Here is a 21,359-nt window from a genome sequence, read left to right on the forward strand (position 1 = left end):
TTTGGCCACCATGAAAGATGTTGCCCGTCTGGCAGGGGTTTCCACCTCGACGGTATCGCACGTAATCAATAACAATCGCTTTGTCAGCGACAGCGTGCGCGGCAAAGTCATGGCGGCCGTCGAACAGCTTAATTATGCTCCTTCAGCCTTGGCCCGCAGCCTGAAACTCAATACCACGCACACCATCGGTATGCTGGTCACTTCCAGTAATAACCCGTTTTATGCCGAAGTGGTGCGTGGCGTCGAGCGCAGCTGCTATGAACGCGGCTATAGCCTGATCCTGTGCAATACCGAAGAAGATGCGGCGCGCATGAACCGCAGCATGGAAACGCTGTTGCAAAAGCGAGTCGATGGTTTGCTATTAATGTGTACCGAGAATCATCGTCCGTCACCGGACGCACTGAGTTGTTATCCCTCTTTACCCATTGTGATGATGGATTGGGCACCGTTCGAAGGGGCTAACGATATTATTCAGGATAACTCGTTGCTTGGTGGTGAAATGGCTACCGATCATCTGATCGGCCGTGGTTACCGCAAAATTGCCTGCATTGCCGGGCCGCAGGATAAAACTACCGCGCGCCATCGTTTGGAAGGGTATCGCCGTGCGATGCAGCGTGCCGGGCTCGATATCCCGCCTGATTATGAAGTGCATTGCGACTTTGAATTTGAGGGCGGTGTTCAAGCTATGCAGCAACTGCTGGTGTTGGCTGAACCGCCGCATGCGGTGTTTGCTGGTAATGATGCGATAGCCGTAGGGGTTTACCAGGCACTGTATCAGGTGGGGATGGTGGTGCCGCAGGATATGGCCGTTATAGGGTATGACGATATCGAGTTGGCTAAATACTTAACGCCACCGCTTAGTACCATTCATCAGCCGAAAGATTCACTCGGGGAGTTGGCCATTGATGCGTTGATCCATCGTCTGCAACACCCCGAACGTGAGGCGCAAGTGATGGTGCTGACGCCCGAGCTGGTGGATCGCGCCTCCGTGGGTCGCCGTTAAATTTTCTTCTATATATAAGCTACCCGTTATCTTGTAGCAAAGCCTGGCATGCAAATAGTGCTGCCGCGCTGTCGCCCGACACGATGGCATCGACAATCGCCTGATGGCTTTGCAGCTTAATCACTTCGTTCCCGGTGATCGCCCGGAAGTAGTTTTGATAGACCGAACTGAACAACTTGGCGAATGAGGTCAGAAACGGGTTAGCGCTGGCTTCGTATATCAACTGGTGATATTGGCTATCGACCTCAATCCAGCGTTCGCGGTCAAAATCAGTGTGTAGCTCGCGCATCTCCTGCATCAGATGAGTTAACTGTGCTTTCTGTTGCGCAGTGGCTTTGGTGGCTGCCAAGGAACAGGCTTGAGGTTCGAGCGTGGTGCGCAGGATCAGGAAGTGCTGCATGACCTGATCGAAGTTCTCCTTGGTCATCCACCAGGCCAGTAAATCCTGATCGAGAAAGTTCCATTGGCTTTGTGGCATCACTCGCGTGCCGATACGTGGGCGTGGCAATAACATACCTTTGGCAGCCAGTATTTTTACCGCTTCCCGTACCGCAGTACGGCTGACACCAAATTGCTCCCCCAGCTCCATCTCACCCGGTAGAATACTGCCCGCTTCATATTCGCCCGCCAGAATTTGTTGGCCGAGCTTTTCTGCCAGCAGATAAGAAAGATTTCGCTGTGCGGCCTGTTGTTGAGCATTAAATTGCATGGCTGCGGATCCTTGGCTTGCATCGTTACCCTTCATTTTACTCTAGGGTGCGCCAGCTTTTACGGCTGTTTTCGGGGAAAAGCGGCAAAAACGCTGCCTTGCGCAGCGTTTTGTCGAAAATATCCGCGCTTGAAACGTTTTTTGAATTTAGGGGTTGCGGCGCTCTGAGAACTCCCTATAATGCGCCTCCACTGACCGGGAACAACGAACTCTTTATAGCAAAGAATGTCGCCCAGCCAGGAAGAAGCAACCCGGTGAAAACACCGCATCTCGGCAGAGAAAAAAGGTTGACTCTTCAGCGGGAAAGCGTATTATCTGCCTCCCGCGTTACCGAGAAACATGCCGGTAACCACGCTCTTTAACAATTTATCAGACAATCTGTGTGGGCACTCACAAGACGATATCCAGCTGCTTCGGCAGCAACAAAATATCAAGTCTTGAAGAGTGACCAAAGCAGTAAACATTTGAACTTCGGTTCCAATGAATATTTGTAGAAAGTAATCTTTGAGCATCGCTGCACGAGTTGCAGCACATCAAGCTTTTAATTGAAGAGTTTGATCATGGCTCAGATTGAACGCTGGCGGCAGGCCTAACACATGCAAGTCGAGCGGTAGCACAGGGAGCTTGCTCCTGGGTGACGAGCGGCGGACGGGTGAGTAATGTCTGGGAAACTGCCCGATGGAGGGGGATAACTACTGGAAACGGTAGCTAATACCGCATAACGTCTTCGGACCAAAGTGGGGGACCTTCGGGCCTCACACCATCGGATGTGCCCAGATGGGATTAGCTAGTAGGTGGGGTAATGGCTCACCTAGGCGACGATCCCTAGCTGGTCTGAGAGGATGACCAGCCACACTGGAACTGAGACACGGTCCAGACTCCTACGGGAGGCAGCAGTGGGGAATATTGCACAATGGGCGCAAGCCTGATGCAGCCATGCCGCGTGTGTGAAGAAGGCCTTCGGGTTGTAAAGCACTTTCAGCGAGGAGGAAGGGTGTGGTGTTAATAGCGCCATGCATTGACGTTACTCGCAGAAGAAGCACCGGCTAACTCCGTGCCAGCAGCCGCGGTAATACGGAGGGTGCAAGCGTTAATCGGAATTACTGGGCGTAAAGCGCACGCAGGCGGTTTGTTAAGTCAGATGTGAAATCCCCGCGCTTAACGTGGGAACTGCATTTGAAACTGGCAAGCTAGAGTCTTGTAGAGGGGGGTAGAATTCCAGGTGTAGCGGTGAAATGCGTAGAGATCTGGAGGAATACCGGTGGCGAAGGCGGCCCCCTGGACAAAGACTGACGCTCAGGTGCGAAAGCGTGGGGAGCAAACAGGATTAGATACCCTGGTAGTCCACGCTGTAAACGATGTCGACTTGGAGGTTGTGCCCTTGAGGCGTGGCTTCCGGAGCTAACGCGTTAAGTCGACCGCCTGGGGAGTACGGCCGCAAGGTTAAAACTCAAATGAATTGACGGGGGCCCGCACAAGCGGTGGAGCATGTGGTTTAATTCGATGCAACGCGAAGAACCTTACCTACTCTTGACATCCACGGAACTTGGTAGAGATACCTTGGTGCCTTCGGGAACCGTGAGACAGGTGCTGCATGGCTGTCGTCAGCTCGTGTTGTGAAATGTTGGGTTAAGTCCCGCAACGAGCGCAACCCTTATCCTTTGTTGCCAGCACGTAATGGTGGGAACTCAAAGGAGACTGCCGGTGATAAACCGGAGGAAGGTGGGGATGACGTCAAGTCATCATGGCCCTTACGAGTAGGGCTACACACGTGCTACAATGGCATATACAAAGAGAAGCAAACTCGCGAGAGCCAGCGGACCTCATAAAGTATGTCGTAGTCCGGATTGGAGTCTGCAACTCGACTCCATGAAGTCGGAATCGCTAGTAATCGTAGATCAGAATGCTACGGTGAATACGTTCCCGGGCCTTGTACACACCGCCCGTCACACCATGGGAGTGGGTTGCAAAAGAAGTAGGTAGCTTAACCTTCGGGAGGGCGCTTACCACTTTGTGATTCATGACTGGGGTGAAGTCGTAACAAGGTAACCGTAGGGGAACCTGCGGTTGGATCACCTCCTTACCGAACGATATTGATTGAGTGAGTGTTCACAACAGATTGTCTGATGAAAAAGTAACGAGCAAAAGCGCGACCTGTTGAGGTAATGAGTCCTGGACTCATGCTGATACGAGAAACGGTTAAACCCTGGGTTTAATCGGATTTTGTGTCCCCATCGTCTAGAGGCCTAGGACACTGCCCTTTCACGGCTGTAACAGGGGTTCGAATCCCCTTGGGGACGCCATCCGATAATGCGTGAAAGACATTATCACCGGTTATTTAAACCGAAAAAATCGTAAAGATGACTCTCACGAGTCGTGTTTACGATATTGCTCTTTAACAATCTGGAACAAGCTGAAAATTGAAACCTGACAGCAGAACCTTATCCCTCCGTAGCGTTATTGGGGTAAGAAGTACCCTGTCAGAGAGTCTCTCAATGATTTACAGCACGACTGTTGTCTTCTGTTTACAGGAAACACCTTCGGGTTGTGAGGTTAAGTGACTAAGCGTACACGGTGGATGCCTAGGCAGTCAGAGGCGATGAAGGGCGTGCTAATCTGCGAAAAGTGTCGGTAAGGTGATATGAACCGTTATAACCGGCAATACCCGAATGGGGAAACCCAGTGCAATCCGTTGCACTATCATGTCATGAATACATAGTGGCATGAGGCGAACCGGGGGAACTGAAACATCTAAGTACCCCGAGGAAAAGAAATCAACCGAGATTCCCCCAGTAGCGGCGAGCGAACGGGGAAGAGCCCAGAACCTGAATCAGTTGGTGTGTTAGTGGAAGCGTCTGGAAAGTCGCGCAGCAAAGGGTGATAGCCCCGTACACTAAAATGCATCAGCTGTGAGTTCGATGAGTAGGGCGGGACACGTGACATCCTGTCTGAATATGGGGGGACCATCCTCCAAGGCTAAATACTCCTGACTGACCGATAGTGAACCAGTACCGTGAGGGAAAGGCGAAAAGAACCCCGGCGAGGGGAGTGAAACAGAACCTGAAACCGTGTACGTACAAGCAGTGGGAGCCTCTTTTATGGGGTGACTGCGTACCTTTTGTATAATGGGTCAGCGACTTATATTTTGTAGCAAGGTTAACCGTATAGGGGAGCCGTAGGGAAACCGAGTCTTAACTGGGCGTCTAGTTGCAAGGTATAGACCCGAAACCCGGTGATCTAGCCATGGGCAGGTTGAAGGTTGGGTAACACTAACTGGAGGACCGAACCGACTAATGTTGAAAAATTAGCGGATGACTTGTGGCTGGGGGTGAAAGGCCAATCAAACCGGGAGATAGCTGGTTCTCCCCGAAAGCTATTTAGGTAGCGCCTCGTGAACTCATCTTCGGGGGTAGAGCACTGTTTCGGCTAGGGGGCCATCCCGGCTTACCAACCCGATGCAAACTCCGAATACCGAAGAATGTTATCACGGGAGACACACGGCGGGTGCTAACGTCCGTCGTGAAGAGGGAAACAACCCAGACCGCCAGCTAAGGTCCCAAAGTCATGGTTAAGTGGGAAACGATGTGGGAAGGCATAGACAGCCAGGATGTTGGCTTAGAAGCAGCCATCATTTAAAGAAAGCGTAATAGCTCACTGGTCGAGTCGGCCTGCGCGGAAGATGTAACGGGGCTAAACCATGCACCGAAGCTGCGGCAGCGACGCTTAGGCGTTGTTGGGTAGGGGAGCGTTCTGTAAGCCGTTGAAGGTGGTCTGTGAGGGCTGCTGGAGGTATCAGAAGTGCGAATGCTGACATAAGTAACGATAAAGCGGGTGAAAAACCCGCTCGCCGGAAGACCAAGGGTTCCTGTCCAACGTTAATCGGGGCAGGGTGAGTCGACCCCTAAGGCGAGGCCGAAAGGCGTAGTCGATGGGAAACGGGTTAATATTCCCGTACTCGGTGTTACTGCGAAGGGGGGACGGAGAAGGCTAGGCTGGCCGGGCGACGGTTGTCCCGGTTTAAGCGTGTAGGGGGAGAGAATTGGTAAATCCGTTCTCTTATTCAACCCTGAGGCGTGATGACGATGCACTACGGTGCAGAAGCAGTTGATGCCAAGCTTCCAGGAAAAGCCTCTAAGCTCCAGGTAACACAGAATCGTACCCCAAACCGACACAGGTGGTCAGGTAGAGAATACCCAGGCGCTTGAGAGAACTCGGGTGAAGGAACTAGGCAAAATGGTGCCGTAACTTCGGGAGAAGGCACGCTGGCGCGTAGGTGAAGTCCCTTGCGGATGGAGCTGAAGCCAGTCGCAGATACCAGCTGGCTGCAACTGTTTAATAAAAACACAGCACTGTGCAAACACGAAAGTGGACGTATACGGTGTGACGCCTGCCCGGTGCTGGAAGGTTAATTGATGGGGTTAGCCGCAAGGCGAAGCTCTTGATCGAAGCCCCAGTAAACGGCGGCCGTAACTATAACGGTCCTAAGGTAGCGAAATTCCTTGTCGGGTAAGTTCCGACCTGCACGAATGGCGTAATGATGGCCAGGCTGTCTCCACCCGAGACTCAGTGAAATTGAACTCGCTGTGAAGATGCAGTGTACCCGCGGCAAGACGGAAAGACCCCGTGAACCTTTACTATAGCTTGACACTGAACATTGAGCCTTGATGTGTAGGATAGGTGGGAGGCAATGAAGTGTAGACGCCAGTCTGCATGGAGCCAACCTTGAAATACCACCCTTTAATGTTTGATGTTCTAACTCGGCCCCCTAATCGGGGGTGAGGACAGTGTCTGGTGGGTAGTTTGACTGGGGCGGTCTCCTCCCAAAGAGTAACGGAGGAGCACGAAGGTTAGCTAATCACGGTCGGACATCGTGAGGTTAGTGCAAAGGCATAAGCTAGCTTGACTGCGAGAGTGACGGCTCGAGCAGGTACGAAAGTAGGTCTTAGTGATCCGGTGGTTCTGAATGGAAGGGCCATCGCTCAACGGATAAAAGGTACTCCGGGGATAACAGGCTGATACCGCCCAAGAGTTCATATCGACGGCGGTGTTTGGCACCTCGATGTCGGCTCATCACATCCTGGGGCTGAAGTAGGTCCCAAGGGTATGGCTGTTCGCCATTTAAAGTGGTACGCGAGCTGGGTTTAGAACGTCGTGAGACAGTTCGGTCCCTATCTGCCGTGGGCGTTGGAAGATTGAGAGGGGTTGCTCCTAGTACGAGAGGACCGGAGTGAACGCACCACTGGTGTTCGGGTTGTCATGCCAATGGCACTGCCCGGTAGCTAAGTGCGGAACAGATAAGCGCTGAAAGCATCTAAGCGCGAAACTAGCCTCGAGATGAGTCTTCCCTGGGCCTTTAAGGCTCCTGAAGGAACGTTTAAGACTAAGACGTTGATAGGCTGGGTGTGTAAGTGCAGCGATGCATTGAGCTAACCAGTACTAATGAACCGTGAGGCTTAACCTTACAACACCGAAGGTGTTTTTAGAGACGAAATATTGAAGTTTTAATTTTCAGCGATGTTCCTAGATTGGTTCCGGTGGTTGCGTGTGAAGACATGTGACGGCTTGGAATGAAACAGAATTTGCCTGGCGGCAATAGCGCGGTGGTCCCACCTGACCCCATGCCGAACTCAGAAGTGAAACGCCGTAGCGCCGATGGTAGTGTGGGGTCTCCCCATGCGAGAGTAGGACACTGCCAGGCATCAAACAAAGTAAAAAGCCTCATGCGAAAGCATGAGGCTTTTTGCTTTGAGACTTAAGCCCAAAATTAATTTGTTCAATAGACTCACTTATTCTCTTATTTCCTTCAGCCATTGTGTAATAAATACGGCGATCTCCTCTGGCCGATTGATATCTAATTGCCGCAGTATATTGTTGGCTTTTTTATCACTAGCCACCGCAATAACATATTCATCCAGCATATTTTCGAGTGGTTTCCCCACTTCCTCGCGATAAAGAACGATTTTACTGATAGGTTCATGTTTGAATCCCTCCACCAGAATTAAATCCACTTTGCTGCTGTCGAACCTGCTGGCCAAATACATTAAGTCCAGTGCTTGCTGTTCAGGTGTTTCAGTCATCAGTGCCCAACGCCGATCGTTAGCCACCAACGTTTGACTTGCACCGGCTTTACGCAATTCGTAGCTGTCTTTGCCTGGCGTATCGACGTCCATATCATGATGAGTATGTTTAATCAGCCCAATCCGTATTTGTTGCTGTTTCAATAGTGGAATTAATTGCTTAAGCAGCGTCGTTTTTCCTGTACCACTATAAGCAGCGATAGCGAGTAAAGGCGGTAATGAGTTAGTCATCAACGATCCCTTTCTCCTGTAACCATTGCTGGCAATCTTCAGGCGTATTTAAATTGCGGAATGCCTGTTGCTGGTTATTGAATACAACCTGCTGCGCGCCTATGGCCTCCATAAACAGCATCAGCTTACGCTCGCCGCGAGCCAGATAATCTGTCAAGTTACCCAACAGGCTGGTATGCAGTAATGCTAATGTGGGGTGCGGGCGCTCGCCGTCGCTGGCATAAGCAGCCAGCGCTGTGCCTTTATGCTGCCATAGTTGCTCAACCAAATTATCAGGGAGATTCGGCACATCACAGGGGGCACAAACTATCCACTCAGTATTGGCATAGTGGAGCCCTGCCAATATACCGGCTAACGGGCCGGGGAAATCAGCCGTCAGATCGCTTACTACTGGTAAACCGCTTTCCCTATAGCGTTGCTGATTGCGGTTTGCGCAGATAATCGGGTTACCAACCTGCGGCATTAATCGAGCCAACACGTGTTGGTACAATGCCTTATCATCCAATTGAATCAGCCCTTTATCTTCACCCGCCATACGGGTAGAGCGCCCTCCGGCCAGAATAACGCCGGTTATTTCTGTACGCATAATTCATCACTCTGCTGTATCACTAATGTACTGATTGTAACGCTAAACCCGTGCGGGCAGGGTGATTTACCTTTATTGACAAGCTGGTTCTTTCACTGCGTGAGTAAGCCTGCTACTTTGTGAGTTTATTCACTTCACTGGATGATATTGGTATGAAAACGCATCGCGTAAACGAGTTGATTGAGCTGCTTCACCCGGCCTGGCAGCAGGATCCGGATCTCAATTTGATTCAGTTTCTGCAAAAGCTGGCGCAGGAAGCGGGTTTTCAGGGCGAGTTGGCGGATCTGAGCGATGATATTTTGATTTACCATCTTAAAATGCGCGGCAGTGCTGGCACCGAGCAGATCCCAGGCTTGAAGAAAGACTACGAAGAAGACTTCAAAACCGCATTGCTGCGTGCTCGTGGGGTTATTAAAGACTAGCATTCATCAGGGGCAGTCATCTGTAGTGATGATTAGTGCTACTATTTCTCATACTTGGCACTGTGCTGTCATCTGGCGAGCTGAATAGTTGTTATGAATAATAACTCTGCTTTTAATTTTGAAACCCTTTCTCCCGATCTGATTATGGATGCTTTGGAAGGGATTGGTTTGCGTGTTGATTCCGGGCTGACGGCGCTGAACAGCTATGAAAACCGCGTTTATCAGTTTATGGATGAAGATCGTAAGCGTTACGTGGTGAAATTTTATCGGCCAGAGCGTTGGAGTGCGATACAAATCGGCGAAGAGCATCAGTTTGCTCTTGAGCTATCCCAAGCTGAAATTCCGGTAGTTGCACCGCTGTTGTTGCAAGGCAATACCCTACATACCCATGCGGGGTTCTTTTTTACCGTCTTTCCCAGTGTGGGTGGCCGGCAATATGAGATAGACAGCCTTGAGCAATTGGAATGGGTTGGGCGTTTTCTTGGTCGTATTCATCAGGTGGGTAGCGAAAGTTTGTTTGCAGAGCGCCCCTCCATTGGCGTTGAAGAGTATCTCACGGCGCCGCGGCAGGTTTTGGCAAACTGCGCTTTAGTGCCCAAGGCCCAGCGCGATACTTTCTTGAGCGCTATGGATAATCTGATTGCCGTCATCAAACAGCATTGGCAATTGGATTGGCAGCCGTTGCGTGTGCACGGTGACTGCCACCCAGGCAATATTCTGTGGCGTGATGGGCCATTGTTCGTCGATCTGGATGATGCGCGCAATGGGCCAGCAGTGCAGGATCTGTGGATGTTGTTGCATGGTGAGCGCCGTGATCAACTGATGCAACTGGATATCTTGCTGGAAGCCTACGCTGAATTTGCCGAATTCGATCAGCGTGAACTAGCGTTAATTGAGCCGTTGCGGGCGATGCGTATGGTGTATTACCTGGCATGGGTAGCACGCCGCTGGCAAGACCCGGCATTCCCCAAAAGTTTTCCGTGGATGGCGGAGTCTGATTTTTGGTTATCTCAGACTAAGGCATTTACTGAGCAGGTTAAGCTGTTGCAGGAACCTCCTCTGCAGCTGATGCCAATGTATTGAAGCTTTAACATAATGGAGAGTTTAGTTTTATGAAGAAAATATGGTTGGCACTCGTTGGCATGGTGATGGCATTCAGTGCCTCTGCTGCGCAATTCAGTGAAGGCACGCAGTATGTCACTTTGGACAAACCTGTGACCGGTGAACCGCAAGTATTGGAGTTTTTCTCCTTCTATTGCCCACACTGTTATCAGTTTGAAGAGGTTTATCACGTTTCTGATAGCGTGAAGAAGGTCTTGCCCGCGGGCACCAAAATGACCAAATATCATGTGGAGTTCCTGGGGCCATTGGGCAAACAGATGACTCAGGCATGGGCTGTGGCGATAGCCTTAGGTGTGGAAGATAAAATCACTCCGCTGATGTTTGAAGCCGTACAGAAAACCCAAACGGTACAAACGCCAGATGACATCCGTAATGTTTTCGTGAAGGCAGGCGTCAGCGCGGAAGATTATGATGCGGCCCTGAACAGTTTTGTCGTGAAATCCTTGGTAGTTCAGCAAGAGAAAGCGGCTGAAGATCTGCAACTGCGTGGTGTACCAGCGATGTTTGTTAATGGCAAATACATGGTGAAGCCTGATGGTTTGGATACCAGCTCAATGGAAGCTTACGTGAAGCAATTTGCTGACGTAGTAAAATTCCTGAGTGAAAAGAAATAACGTGTAGACAAGATAACTAACGCCGGTTAATCCGGCGTTTTTTTATTTGTGCACAGAAAACCTCCAGCTAGGCTGGAGGTTCAGATTGATGACAAAGTCCTGGCCGTGAGGCCAGGACTTTGATCTAATAAGGTCAGTGCAAAAAATGGACTGACTGCCATGCTCAAAACACCCTCTCCCCAGCAATATCAGTTTGAAACCATCACCCTGGATGAGTTGGTCCCTGAAGACCATCTGGTTCGCCAAATCGATGCCGCCATTGATTTTGAATTTATCCGCGACGCCGTTGCTCATCTCTACTGTCCCGATAACGGCAGACCCGCTATTGACCCCGTTCGCCTGATTAAAATGATGCTGCTGGGTTATCTCTTCGGTATCCCCAGCGAGCGCCGTCTGGTCAAGGAAATACAGGTCAATGTCGCTTATCGCTGGTTCCTGCGTATGGCCCTCACCGAAAAAGTCCCTGACGCCTCGACCCTGAGCCAGAACCGCCTCCGCCGCTTCAACCACAGCGACGTCTTCCAGCAGATTTTTGACCACATCGTAGAACAGGCTCTCAGCCGTGGCATGGCTAACGGGCGTGTTCTCTACACTGACAGCACGCACTTGAAAGCCGACGCCAACCCTCGCAGAGCGGTGAATGAAGAACGTCCGGTAGGCGTCAGTGAATATCTGGAGCAGCTTGATGCTGCTGTAGAGGCCGACAGGAAGAAGCACGAAAAAAAGCCGCTGCCTGCCGTAAAAAAGACTCCCGAAAACGCCGTCGCCGTTAAGAACACCAAAGTCAGCACCACCGACCCGGAAAGCGGCTTTATGCACCGGGATAACAAACCGAAGGGCTTCTTCTATCTGGACCACCGCACGGTGGACGGGAAGCACGGCATCATCCTGGATACGCATGTGACACCGGGTAATGTCCATGACAGCCAGCCCTTTATCGGGCGACTTGAGCGGCAGGTAGAGCGCTTCGGTCTGGAGCCGGTGGCGGTGGGCGTGGACGCGGGTTACTTCACCGCCGCGGTGTGCCATCTGACACAGGAAATGGGTATCGCGCTGGTTCCCGGCTATCGGCGGCCGCACAAAGGTCAGAATGACTTCCAGAAAAAGCACTTCAGGTACGATGAGAAGCGTGATGTGTATGTGTGCCCGGCAGACACGTTGCTGGTCTACAGCACGACAGACCGTAACGGTTATCGGCATTACCGTTCACCCCCGGCAGTGTGCCAGCGGTGTGAGCAGAGGCAGCAATGTACGCAGAACAGCAAGGCACAGAAAACGATAACGCGGCATGTGTGGGAAGAGGCGAAAGAGGAAGCCAACAGGTTACGGCTGACGAAATGGGGCAAGAAAATCTACGCGCGGCGCAAAGAGACAGTGGAGAGAAGCTTCGCGGATGCGAAACAGCACCATGGCCATCGATATGCGCGGTTCCGTGGCCTGTCAAAAGTGCAGATGCAGTGCCTGCTGGCGGCCACAGCGCAGAATATGAAAAAGATGGCGCTGCTGGCGCTTCTTTATTGTCTTTACCGGTGGTGGAAAGCGTCTTGGGAAGGCCAGAAAGGTGCCTTGGGCGAACAGAAGTTGCCAATGACGGGGTTATGGAAAAATATCGCGATCGCGACCTGCGGTCGCTAAAAAAGAAGAACCCCACCTGAAGAAGTGGGGTTAGTCAGCAGTCTGAACCTCCAGCTAGGCTGGAGGTTCCGTAAAGCTTTCAGCTTTGAGCCAGTTATAAAAACCCCTTTTGATTTGTTAAAACAGTTTGCGGTCTGGCAACTGCAAACGTTAAACAAGAAATCAAAAGGGGGTCCCTATGAGGGACGAAAAGAGCTTAGCGCACACGCGATGGAACTGTAAATATCACATAGTTTTTGCGCCGAAGTACCGAAGACAGGTGTTCTACGGGGAAAAGCGTAAAGCGATAGTCAGTATCTTAAGAAAGCTGTGCGAATGGAAAAACGTGAATATTCTGGAAGCAGAATGCTGTGTGGATCACATCCATATGCTTCTGGAAATCCCGCCCAAAATCAGTGTGCCGGGTTTTATGGGATACCTAAAGGGAAAGAGCAGCCTGATGCTTTATGAGCAGTTTGGCGATTTGAAGTTCAAATACCATAACAGGGAGTTCTGGTGCCGAGGGTATTATGTTGATACGGTTGTGAAAAACACAGCCAGGATACAAGAATACATAAAGCACCAGTTGGAAGAGGATAAAATGGGTGAGCAACTCTCGATCCCCTATCCGGGCAGCCCGTTTACGAGCCGTAAGTAATCCATAAATGCAAATGTCAGATCGCGATGCGCCTGTTAGGGCGCGGCTGGCAAGAGAGCCTTATAGGCGCATATGAAAAACCTCCGGCTATGCCGGAGGATATTTATTTTAGCGGTACTGGCGCTTGAGTTTATCAAGCAGGCGGTCTTTTTCCAGCCATAAGGTATTCAACCAAAGCTGGAATTTGCGCTTGAACTGCTTGTCGTTGAAGTAATCCCCGTGCAAGGTTTTATCAATCGGCAGGCATTCAATTCTTACCACAATGCGTTTCAGCCGGCCGCACAGCATATCCATAAACGGGTGCGTCTGGTTATCAGGATAGAGCAGAGTCACATTCAATACTTTATCAAACTGGTTACCAAGCGCGTTGAGCGTAAAGGCAATACCGGCCGCTTTGGGTGCCAGTAAATTACGGTAAGGTGAGTGAGTTTTGATTTTTTTCGCTTCCGTAAAACGCGAACCCTCAACGAAATTAACGATAGTTGTTGGGCGTTGGCGAAACTTCTCACAGGAACGACGAGTTGTTTCGATATCCCGTCCCCGTTTTTCCGGATGCTTCAGCAAATATGAGCGTGAATAGCGTTTCATGAATGGCATATCCAGCGCCCAGCAGGCCAAGCCAACGAAGGGTATCCAGGCTAACTGCTGTTTGAGGAAATACTTATTCATCGGAATATGATTACGAAAGAGTACACAGAGCACAACAATATCCGACCAGCTTTGATGATTACCGATCAGCAGATACCAATTCTTTTTTTCCAGCCCTTTCAGCCCATCAATATCCCATTGCATACCCGTGTTAATTTTTTTTAGTAGCAAGGCTAGGCTTTGGCACCAGCACCACATCATGTAATCACTAAAGATGGAGATATGTCGCCAAAGAGTGGGAACCGGAACCAACAGTTTAATAACGCCAGCCAAAGTGATCGGGATAGAGCATAAAACCGTCACTACAATGGTGAGCAGTGTAGAGAGGATAAAAATAACGGGGGATAACAATTTTGGCATGAGTTAAGTGCTGAAGGTGAATGAAAACATTGTTATGCATGGGAAAATATTTTAACAGAAACCAGTGGAAGATAACGCTGCTAAAAGTCAGTGTTTTGATTGCAAAGGCATAGCCGAGTATTACGTCCCCGTGCAAATCTTTAATCTTGTGCTATGGTCATTGAGGCGCCAAAAATTGATTATTTGTGCTGCTAGCATTTGGCTTAAGTTATATCCACAAATTGCTTGAAAGATGATTAATATCAAGGCATAAAATAATTTATTTTAACGCCATGATTTAACTGATAATTTTATTTTTAGTTATAATAATAAGCACATTATTATAATTCGCTATCTTTTCTATGCACAAAGTTATCCACAAGAAGGATCTTGCGGATCGCCTCGCAGAATCCCATCAAATTTACCGACAATGCACGCTAAGGTTCGTCACCAGCGGCTAGCTATGGCATGCTTAGCTCAGTCTTTTCACGAATAAAAAAGAAACGCTATGGCCCAGATTGCAGAAAACCCATTAATCCTGGTAGATGGTTCTTCCTACCTCTATCGTGCCTATCATGCCTTCCCACCGCTAACCAACTCCGTTGGCGAGCCGACCGGGGCGATGTACGGTGTGCTGAATATGCTGCGCAGCCTGCTTCTGCAGTACACCCCTAGCCACGTGGCGGTGGTGTTCGACGCCAAAGGCAAAACTTTCCGTGACGATCTGTTTGCCGAATACAAATCACACCGGCCACCGATGCCGGACGATTTGCGTGCGCAGATCGAACCGCTGCACCAAATGGTGAAGGCCATGGGGTTGCCGCTGATCGTGACGCCAGGAGTGGAAGCCGATGACGTGATCGGTACCTTGGCACAAGAGGCTGAAAAGGCCGGCCACGCGGTATTGATCAGTACCGGTGACAAGGATATGGCGCAACTGGTGACGCCAAATATCACCCTGATCAACACCATGAACAACACTATCCTCGGTCCACAGGAAGTGTGTGATAAATACGGCATTCCACCAGAGCTGATCATCGATTTTCTGGCACTGATGGGTGACTCGTCAGATAATATCCCCGGTGTACCTGGCGTTGGTGAGAAAACCGCTCAGGCGCTGCTGCAAGGGCTGGGAGGATTGGATGCGCTCTATGCTAATCTCGACAGCATTGCCACGCTGAGTTTCCGTGGGGCCAAGACTATTGCTGCCAAATTAGAGCAGAATAAAGAGGTGGCTTACCTCTCTTATAAGCTGGCGACGATTAAAACCGACGTTGAGTTGGAACTGAGCTGCGGCGAACTGCAAGTGAACCAGCCAGATGTTGATCAGTTACAGGCGCTGTTTAAACGCTACGAATTCAAGCGTTGGATGGCAGACGTTGAGGCTGGTACTTGGCTAGAAAATAAAGGTAACGGGCGTAAAGCGAGTACCGGTGCAAAACCGGCGGCAGCGGCTGAAACACCTAAGGTTGCCAGTGAAGCCACGCTGTCGCAGGAAGGTTATGTCACGATCCTTGATGAAGAAACCTTTGCTGATTGGATAGCACGCCTGAAAAAAGCGGACGTGTTTGCCTTTGATACCGAGACTGACGGCCTGGATACCTTAACCGCCAATCTGATTGGCTTGTCATTTGCCATTGAGCCGGGCGTGGCAGCCTATTTGCCAGTCGCACATGATTACCTTGATGCTCCCCCTCAATTGGATCGTGCCCATGTGTTGGCGACTCTGAAGCCGCTGCTGGAAAACGAAAAGGCGCTGAAGGTTGGGCAGAACCTGAAGTTTGATAAGAGCCTGCTGGCGCGTTATGACATCGATCTGCGTGGTATTGCTTATGACACCATGCTTGAGTCCTATGTACTGGACAGCGTCAGTGGCCGCCACGATATGGATAGCTTGGCCGATCGCCATCTAGGTCATAAGACCATTACCTTTGAAGAAATTGCGGGTAAGGGGAAAAATCAACTGACCTTTAACCAGATTGCCCTTGAGCAAGCTGGGTCTTACGCCGCTGAAGATGCCGACGTCACGCTACAGTTACACTTGGCGATGTGGCCAAAACTGAAAGAAAGTGAAGATCTGCTGACGGTATTCAATGAAATTGAAATGCCGTTGCTACCGGTACTTTCCCATATCGAACGAACCGGTGTGCTGATCGATCAAAATATTCTGGCGGCGCATTCTAAAGAGCTGGCTAAACGCCTGGCAGAGCTTGAAGTGCAAGCGCATGAGCTGGCTGAAGAGCCATTTAATCTGGCTTCAACCAAGCAGCTACAGGCAATTTTGTATGAAAAACAAAAGTTACCAATTTTAAAGAAAACCCCCGGTGGTGCCCCTTCAACCAATGAAGAGGTTTTGGCCGAGTTGGCGCTGGATTACCCATTGCCAAAAGTACTACTGGAATACCGTGGTTTGGCGAAACTTAAAACCACGTATACCGACAAGCTGCCGCTGATGATTAATCCGGTTAGCGGGCGGGTACATACTTCTTATCATCAGGCGGTAACGGCAACCGGGCGCCTTTCCTCCAGCGATCCGAATCTGCAGAACATCCCGGTACGCAACGATGAAGGTCGTCGTATCCGTCAGGCGTTTATTGCGCCAGAAGGTTACCGGATTGTCGCTGCTGACTACTCGCAGATTGAACTGCGTATCATGGCTCATCTGTCGCAAGATGAGGGGTTGTTGAAGGCTTTTGCTGAAGGCAAAGATATTCACCGTGCAACCGCGGCAGAAGTGTTTGGCTTGTCGCTCGACAAAGTGACCAGCGAACAGCGCCGCAGTGCCAAGGCGATTAACTTTGGCCTGATTTACGGCATGAGTGCGTTTGGTCTGGCGCGTCAGTTGGGGATCCCGCGTGGCGAAGCCCAGCGCTATATGGACCTTTACTTCGAACGCTACCCCGGTGTGCTGGACTATATGGAGCGCACTCGCCAGCAGGCCTCTGCGCAGGGCTATGTCAGCACGTTGGACGGTCGCCGGTTGTATCTGCCAGACGTACGTTCCAGTAACGCGATGCGCCGCAAGGCAGCTGAACGAGCTGCGATTAACGCCCCGATGCAGGGTACCGCAGCGGATATCATCAAGCGTGCGATGATCGAAGTAGATGCCTGGTTGCAAGAGCAGGAAAAGCCGTTAGTGCGCATGATCATGCAAGTACATGATGAACTGGTGTTTGAAGTGCATGAATCGGCCATTGAAGAGGCGAGCCAGCGTATTCACGAACTGATGGAAGGCAGCATGAAACTGGCGGTGCCACTGAAGGTGGATATCGGCGTTGGTAAAAACTGGGATGAAGCTCACTGATTGCTTGCTGCGTTTATCAGGGGTGTGGCATCTAACTGGCGATAACCTAAGCACTTTTCGTAATTAAGCTACAATATACGGCGATTGCTTCCCCAATATCGCCGTTCTTAGCCATAATACTGTGTAACTAAACTACAAAAAATTCTTTTGCACTGTGAAAAAATGATGTAGAGTTACAGGCGTAGGGTACAGAGGTAAGATGTTCTATCTTTCAGACCTTTTACTTCACGTAATCGGATTTGGCTTAATATTAGCCGCCCCAGTCGGTTTTGACTGGGGCGTTTTTTATTGTATAAACAAAGGTCAACATAAGTTTATCTTCGCTTTCTCTGTTTATCCCCTCTCCTATCAATGATCGATAACCACCTGTTTTTATCTGCATTATTCCCTCAATTTGTCATAAGTCTTTCTGATGGCTTTTAGTCAGAAATGTAACTGGGTAACGAAATAAAGCGCTGTGTGGCAATCGGTGGACGTAAAAAAGCCGATGTCTCCACATCGGCTGTTTACTCAATCAACGGTTATTCCCCGCCGATTTCGTCCTCTCCCGGCAGTACCTCGGGTGGGATCTCGTTAAACCAGGTGTTCAGCTTTTGGCTCAGCTTGTCGACGCCAATTTTTTTCGGTGAGGAGAAGGCTTCAACCTGAACATCCCCCATAAACGGCAGCACGGCCTCGCGCACCATATTCAGCTGTGCCTTGCGCGCGCCGGATGCCAGTTTATCGGCCTTGGTCAGCAGCACCAGCACGGGCGTGCCGACATCAACGGCCCATTGGATCATCTGCTGGTCGAGATCTTTCAGCGGGTGGCGGATATCCATCAGTACCACCAGGCCTTTCAGACAGTTGCGCATTTGCAGGTATTCCCCCAGCGCCCGCTGCCATTTGCGTTTCATCTCTTCAGGGACTTCCGCGTAGCCATAGCCTGGCAAATCCACCAGACGAATACCTTCTTCCACTTCGAACAGGTTAATCAGTTGGGTACGGCCAGGGGTTTTACTGGTACGCGCCAAGCCTTTCTGATTGGTCAGGGTATTCAACGCGCTGGATTTACCGGCGTTGGAGCGGCCGGCAAATGCCACTTCAATACCTTCATCCCCCGGAAGGTGGCGAATATCGGGCGCACTGGTGACGAAGTGGGTCACATGATAATTGTAATTCTTGCTGGTCAAAATTTTCGTCTCCGTGAGGATGGCTATCTGGTGGGCGATTATAACTGCATCGGTATCAAAAGGGTGTTTTTCTCAGTTTTTATGCGTCTAGCGAGTAGTCCATTCGAGCAAATTGGCTTCTGTCGTGTAAGACATTTGCCATTCCAATAGAGGGTAATGTCTCTTTATTTAAATGTTCATTTATTAATTTATGTTAAAAAACAAATGATTAATGTTTTTAGCGTGAAAATATCTCTGTAAGTCTGTTGTAGGTACCTTGAGTACAATTCCTAAAGGCGTAAAGTAGGTTCCAACGCAGGACGCGAAGGAAACAGGAACATCCAGGAAGGGTGATAAATCTCATGGAACACACAGGATGTGTAATGAGTATCAGGATGATTTCAGATGGAATTGAAACTATTTGTACCGGAGCGTATGAATAGCATATGGATGGTGAAGTAACTGCAATTTGGATGCATGCGGGAAGCACACTCAGGAAGAGTGAAGGCTAACGGATTGCACCAGGGACGAATTTCCTTTTCAGGATGAAGGACATAGTTGCAGGGAATGCGGTTATAGCAGATGGAAAAACCGGGACGTTGAGTGTACGCATGGAATGCGGAGTAGGAACATCCTTCAATTGAAGGTGTGAAATAGGCGGCAGGTTTAACCTGCCGCCTTTTTTCTTTGTCTACTTTCTGCTAGATTCCGCCGCAATCGTATAGCAATTCTATACTGAATCTACACACCTAAGAGCACACGCAATGAACCAGCCATCAAAAGCACCTCGCACCCCACGCAGCAGCGCGGCGACGTCAAAAAGTAAAAAGAAAAGCCGTGTGGAGCTCGATCAGGAAGCTCGTGATCGCAAGCGTCTTAAAAAACGCCGTGGTCATGCTTCAGGCTCACGCACCCAGGTTGAGTCCGCCAACCAGAAAAACCAAGCGGCAGCGCAGCCTAAAGATCCACGAATTGGCAGTAAAGTGCCGGTAGCACTGGTAGTTGAAGCCAAAGCGAAAGCCAAACCTCAGCCAAAACCGAAGGCAGAAGCTAAGCCACGCCTGTCGCCGGAAGAAGAACTGGCGAAACTGGAAAATGACGAGCGTTTAGATGCATTGCTGGAGCGTCTGGATGATGGCGCTACTCTGAATGCGGAAGATCAGGCTTACGTTGAGAAAACCCTGGATCGTATTGATGCACTGATGGAGCAATTGGGCATCGAGTTGGGTGATGAAGACGACGAAGTCGAAGAGAAGCAGGAAGACATCCTGAAACTGCTGAAAAGCGGTAACCCAAAAGACGTATTTTAATGTGACATGTGGCCGATCCTGGTAATAGCCCTACTGTTGACATGTTATCTACTGTGGTTATTCGGTAAACTATGGCGGCTGTCGAAGCGCAAAGCGCGTTTTCGCAGCGCTTCCGCGGCCAGACAGCATAGACGACTGCCCATTTCCCGGCCCGGTAGGAAAAAATATCGGAAGGAGTGAGCAAGCATGTCAGAACAGACAATAGTCTGGGATTTGGCCCTGATCCAAAAGTATAACTATTCGGGGCCACGTTACACCTCATACCCCACGGCGCTGGAGTTTAACCAGAGCTACGACGAAGCGGCGTTTCAACGCGCCGCTGTGCGTTATCCCGAACGCCCGCTCTCGCTGTATATACATATTCCTTTCTGTCACAAGCTCTGCTATTTCTGCGGCTGCAATAAACTGGTGACGCGCCAAACCCATAAGGCTGATGAATATCTGACAGTGCTGGCGCGCGAGATTGCCGCGCGTGCGCCGTTGTTTAAGGGCCGTAAGGTTAATCAGATGCACTGGGGCGGCGGAACGCCGACTTACCTCGACAAACAGCAAATCAGCCGGTTGATGCTTATGCTGCGCCAGCATTTTGATTTCCTGCCGGATGCGGAAATGTCGATCGAGGTTGATCCGCGGGAAATTGAGCTGGACGTACTGGATCATTTACGTGCTGAAGGGTTCAATCGCCTGAGCATGGGGGTGCAGGACTTCAATAAAGAAGTGCAGCGCTTGGTGAACCGTGAACAGGATGAAGAATTTATCTTCGCGCTGATCGCTCGTGCTAAAGCCTTGGGATTCAACTCTACCAATATCGATCTGATTTACGGCCTGCCAAAGCAGACGCCGGAAAGCTTCGCCTTCACGCTGCAGCGCGTGGCGGAACTGAACCCGGATCGCCTGAGCGTCTTTAACTACGCGCATTTGCCGAATCTGTTTGCTGCGCAACGTAAAATCAAAGATGCCGATTTGCCGAGTGCGCAACAGAAACTCGATATTTTGCAGCAAACCATCGCTTCGCTAACTGAATCGGGTTACCAGTTTATCGGTATGGATCACTTTGCCCGGCCGAATGACGAACTGGCGATCGCCCAGCGCGAAGGCAAGCTGCACCGCAACTTCCAGGGTTACACCACTCAGGGGGATAGCGATCTGCTTGGCCTGGGGGTTTCCGCCATCAGCATGCTTGGTGACAGTTACGCGCAGAACCAGAAAGAGCTGAAGGTGTATTACGCCGATGTGGAAGAGCGCGGGAACGCGCTCTGGCGTGGTTTGGCGATGACAGAAGACGACTGCCTGCGTCGCGATGTGATTAAAACCTTAATCTGCAATTTCCAACTCAGCTATCAGCCCATTGAGCAGCAACACGCTATCCGATTTACCGATTACTTTGCCGAAGATCTGGCGCTGCTGGCACCGTTTGAACGAGATGGGCTGGTGGAGCGCGATGAGCGTGGTATCCGCGTTACACCGCGCGGGCGTTTGCTGATCCGCAATATCTGTATGTGTTTTGATATTTATCTGCGCAAGCAGGCGCGCACTCAGCAGTTCTCACGGGTGATTTGATGCTTAAAATA

14 protein-coding genes, 1 tRNA gene, 3 rRNA genes and 1 pseudogene are annotated in these 21,359 nt (G+C 50.4%); 14 read left to right on the plus strand and 5 right to left on the minus strand.

The window, feature by feature from the left end:
- The first annotated feature begins 1 nt into the window (after position 1).
- Positions 2-1,003 carry a ribose operon transcriptional repressor RbsR gene (gene rbsR, locus ACX9GT_RS00070; RefSeq protein WP_473189277.1) on the plus strand — a complete coding sequence of 334 codons (1,002 nt, stop codon included), beginning with the start codon at positions 2-4 and terminating at the stop codon, positions 1,001-1,003.
- A 19-nt stretch (positions 1,004-1,022) separates the two neighbouring features.
- Here the strand turns inward: rbsR and ACX9GT_RS00075 are convergent, their stop codons facing one another.
- Positions 1,023-1,712 (minus strand): FadR/GntR family transcriptional regulator, encoded by a 690-nt coding sequence (locus tag ACX9GT_RS00075; protein WP_473189278.1) that lies wholly within the window; start codon positions 1,710-1,712, stop codon positions 1,023-1,025.
- Positions 1,713-2,254: 542 nt separating this feature from the next.
- Here ACX9GT_RS00075 and ACX9GT_RS00080 point away from each other — a divergent pair.
- The 4 genes from ACX9GT_RS00080 (at position 2,255) to rrf (ending at position 7,410) form a co-directional block, all read left to right on the plus strand.
- Positions 2,255-3,795, plus strand: a 16S ribosomal RNA gene (locus tag ACX9GT_RS00080).
- Positions 3,796-3,939: 144 nt separating this feature from the next.
- Positions 3,940-4,015, plus strand: a tRNA-Glu gene (locus ACX9GT_RS00085).
- A 248-nt stretch (positions 4,016-4,263) separates the two neighbouring features.
- A 23S ribosomal RNA gene (locus tag ACX9GT_RS00090) occupies positions 4,264-7,173 on the plus strand.
- A gap of 121 nt (positions 7,174-7,294) precedes the next feature.
- Positions 7,295-7,410: ribosomal RNA gene (rrf, locus tag ACX9GT_RS00095) — 5S ribosomal RNA — on the plus strand.
- Together the 16S, 23S and 5S rRNA genes with 1 tRNA gene alongside form the textbook arrangement of a ribosomal RNA operon.
- An 88-nt stretch (positions 7,411-7,498) precedes the next feature.
- On the opposite strand, the gene mobB is transcribed toward rrf, so the two are convergent.
- A complete protein-coding gene (mobB, locus tag ACX9GT_RS00100) occupies positions 7,499-8,020 on the minus strand; it encodes a molybdopterin-guanine dinucleotide biosynthesis protein MobB (protein WP_473189279.1) in 522 nt (173 codons plus the stop codon).
- The gene (gene mobA, locus ACX9GT_RS00105) at positions 8,013-8,606 is read right to left on the minus strand and encodes a molybdenum cofactor guanylyltransferase MobA (protein ID WP_473189280.1); all 594 of its coding nucleotides are present in this window, start codon (positions 8,604-8,606) and stop codon (positions 8,013-8,015) included. Before mobA ends, mobB begins: the two co-directional genes overlap by 8 nt.
- A 152-nt stretch (positions 8,607-8,758) precedes the next feature.
- Here mobA and ACX9GT_RS00110 point away from each other — a divergent pair, with 152 nt between their 5' ends.
- The 5 genes from ACX9GT_RS00110 to tnpA all read left to right on the plus strand — a co-directional run bounded on the left by ACX9GT_RS00110 (position 8,759) and on the right by tnpA (position 13,036).
- Entirely contained in the window at positions 8,759-9,028 is a 270-nt protein-coding gene (locus ACX9GT_RS00110) for a YihD family protein (protein WP_142008601.1), read from the plus strand.
- A 93-nt stretch (positions 9,029-9,121) separates the two neighbouring features.
- Positions 9,122-10,111 carry a serine/threonine protein kinase gene (locus ACX9GT_RS00115; protein ID WP_473189281.1) on the plus strand — a complete coding sequence of 330 codons (990 nt, stop codon included), beginning with the start codon at positions 9,122-9,124 and terminating at the stop codon, positions 10,109-10,111.
- A gap of 29 nt (positions 10,112-10,140) precedes the next feature.
- Positions 10,141-10,764 carry a thiol:disulfide interchange protein DsbA gene (gene dsbA / locus ACX9GT_RS00120; protein ID WP_473189282.1) on the plus strand — a complete coding sequence of 208 codons (624 nt, stop codon included), beginning with the start codon at positions 10,141-10,143 and terminating at the stop codon, positions 10,762-10,764.
- A gap of 159 nt (positions 10,765-10,923) precedes the next feature.
- Positions 10,924-12,399, plus strand: a complete 1,476-nt coding sequence (locus ACX9GT_RS00125) for an IS1182 family transposase (protein WP_473189283.1) — start codon at positions 10,924-10,926, stop codon at positions 12,397-12,399.
- Positions 12,400-12,577: 178 nt separating this feature from the next.
- Positions 12,578-13,036: an IS200/IS605 family transposase gene (tnpA, locus tag ACX9GT_RS00130; RefSeq protein ID WP_473189284.1), complete on the plus strand. Its 459-nt coding sequence runs from the start codon at positions 12,578-12,580 to the stop codon at positions 13,034-13,036.
- A 108-nt stretch (positions 13,037-13,144) separates the two neighbouring features.
- Here the strand turns inward: tnpA and ACX9GT_RS00135 are convergent, their stop codons facing one another.
- Entirely contained in the window at positions 13,145-14,044 is a 900-nt protein-coding gene (locus tag ACX9GT_RS00135; RefSeq protein WP_473189285.1) for an acyltransferase, read from the minus strand.
- Positions 14,045-14,531: 487 nt separating this feature from the next.
- Here ACX9GT_RS00135 and polA point away from each other — a divergent pair, with 487 nt between their 5' ends.
- Together polA and spfP are read left to right on the plus strand one after the other, a co-directional pair.
- Positions 14,532-17,327, plus strand: a complete 2,796-nt coding sequence (gene polA, locus ACX9GT_RS00140) for a DNA polymerase I (protein WP_473189286.1) — start codon at positions 14,532-14,534, stop codon at positions 17,325-17,327.
- A 199-nt stretch (positions 17,328-17,526) separates the two neighbouring features.
- Positions 17,527-17,571 (plus strand): annotated as a pseudogene (spfP, locus tag ACX9GT_RS00145) (small protein SpfP); the annotation flags it as partial.
- Between the two features lie 277 nt (positions 17,572-17,848).
- On the opposite strand, the gene yihA reads toward spfP, so the two are convergent.
- Positions 17,849-18,499, minus strand: a complete 651-nt coding sequence (yihA, locus tag ACX9GT_RS00150) for a ribosome biogenesis GTP-binding protein YihA/YsxC (protein WP_473189287.1) — start codon at positions 18,497-18,499, stop codon at positions 17,849-17,851.
- A gap of 743 nt (positions 18,500-19,242) precedes the next feature.
- On the opposite strand from yihA, the gene yihI reads away from it, so the two are divergent.
- Both yihI and hemN read left to right on the plus strand, forming a co-directional pair.
- Positions 19,243-19,788 (plus strand): Der GTPase-activating protein YihI, encoded by a 546-nt coding sequence (gene yihI, locus ACX9GT_RS00155; protein ID WP_473189288.1) that lies wholly within the window; start codon positions 19,243-19,245, stop codon positions 19,786-19,788.
- A gap of 186 nt (positions 19,789-19,974) precedes the next feature.
- Positions 19,975-21,348: an oxygen-independent coproporphyrinogen III oxidase gene (gene hemN / locus ACX9GT_RS00160; protein ID WP_473189289.1), complete on the plus strand. Its 1,374-nt coding sequence runs from the start codon at positions 19,975-19,977 to the stop codon at positions 21,346-21,348.
- The last annotated feature ends 11 nt before the right edge of the window (positions 21,349-21,359 follow it).

The sequence above is a fragment of the Serratia sp. YWN4 genome (genome assembly GCF_055790845.1).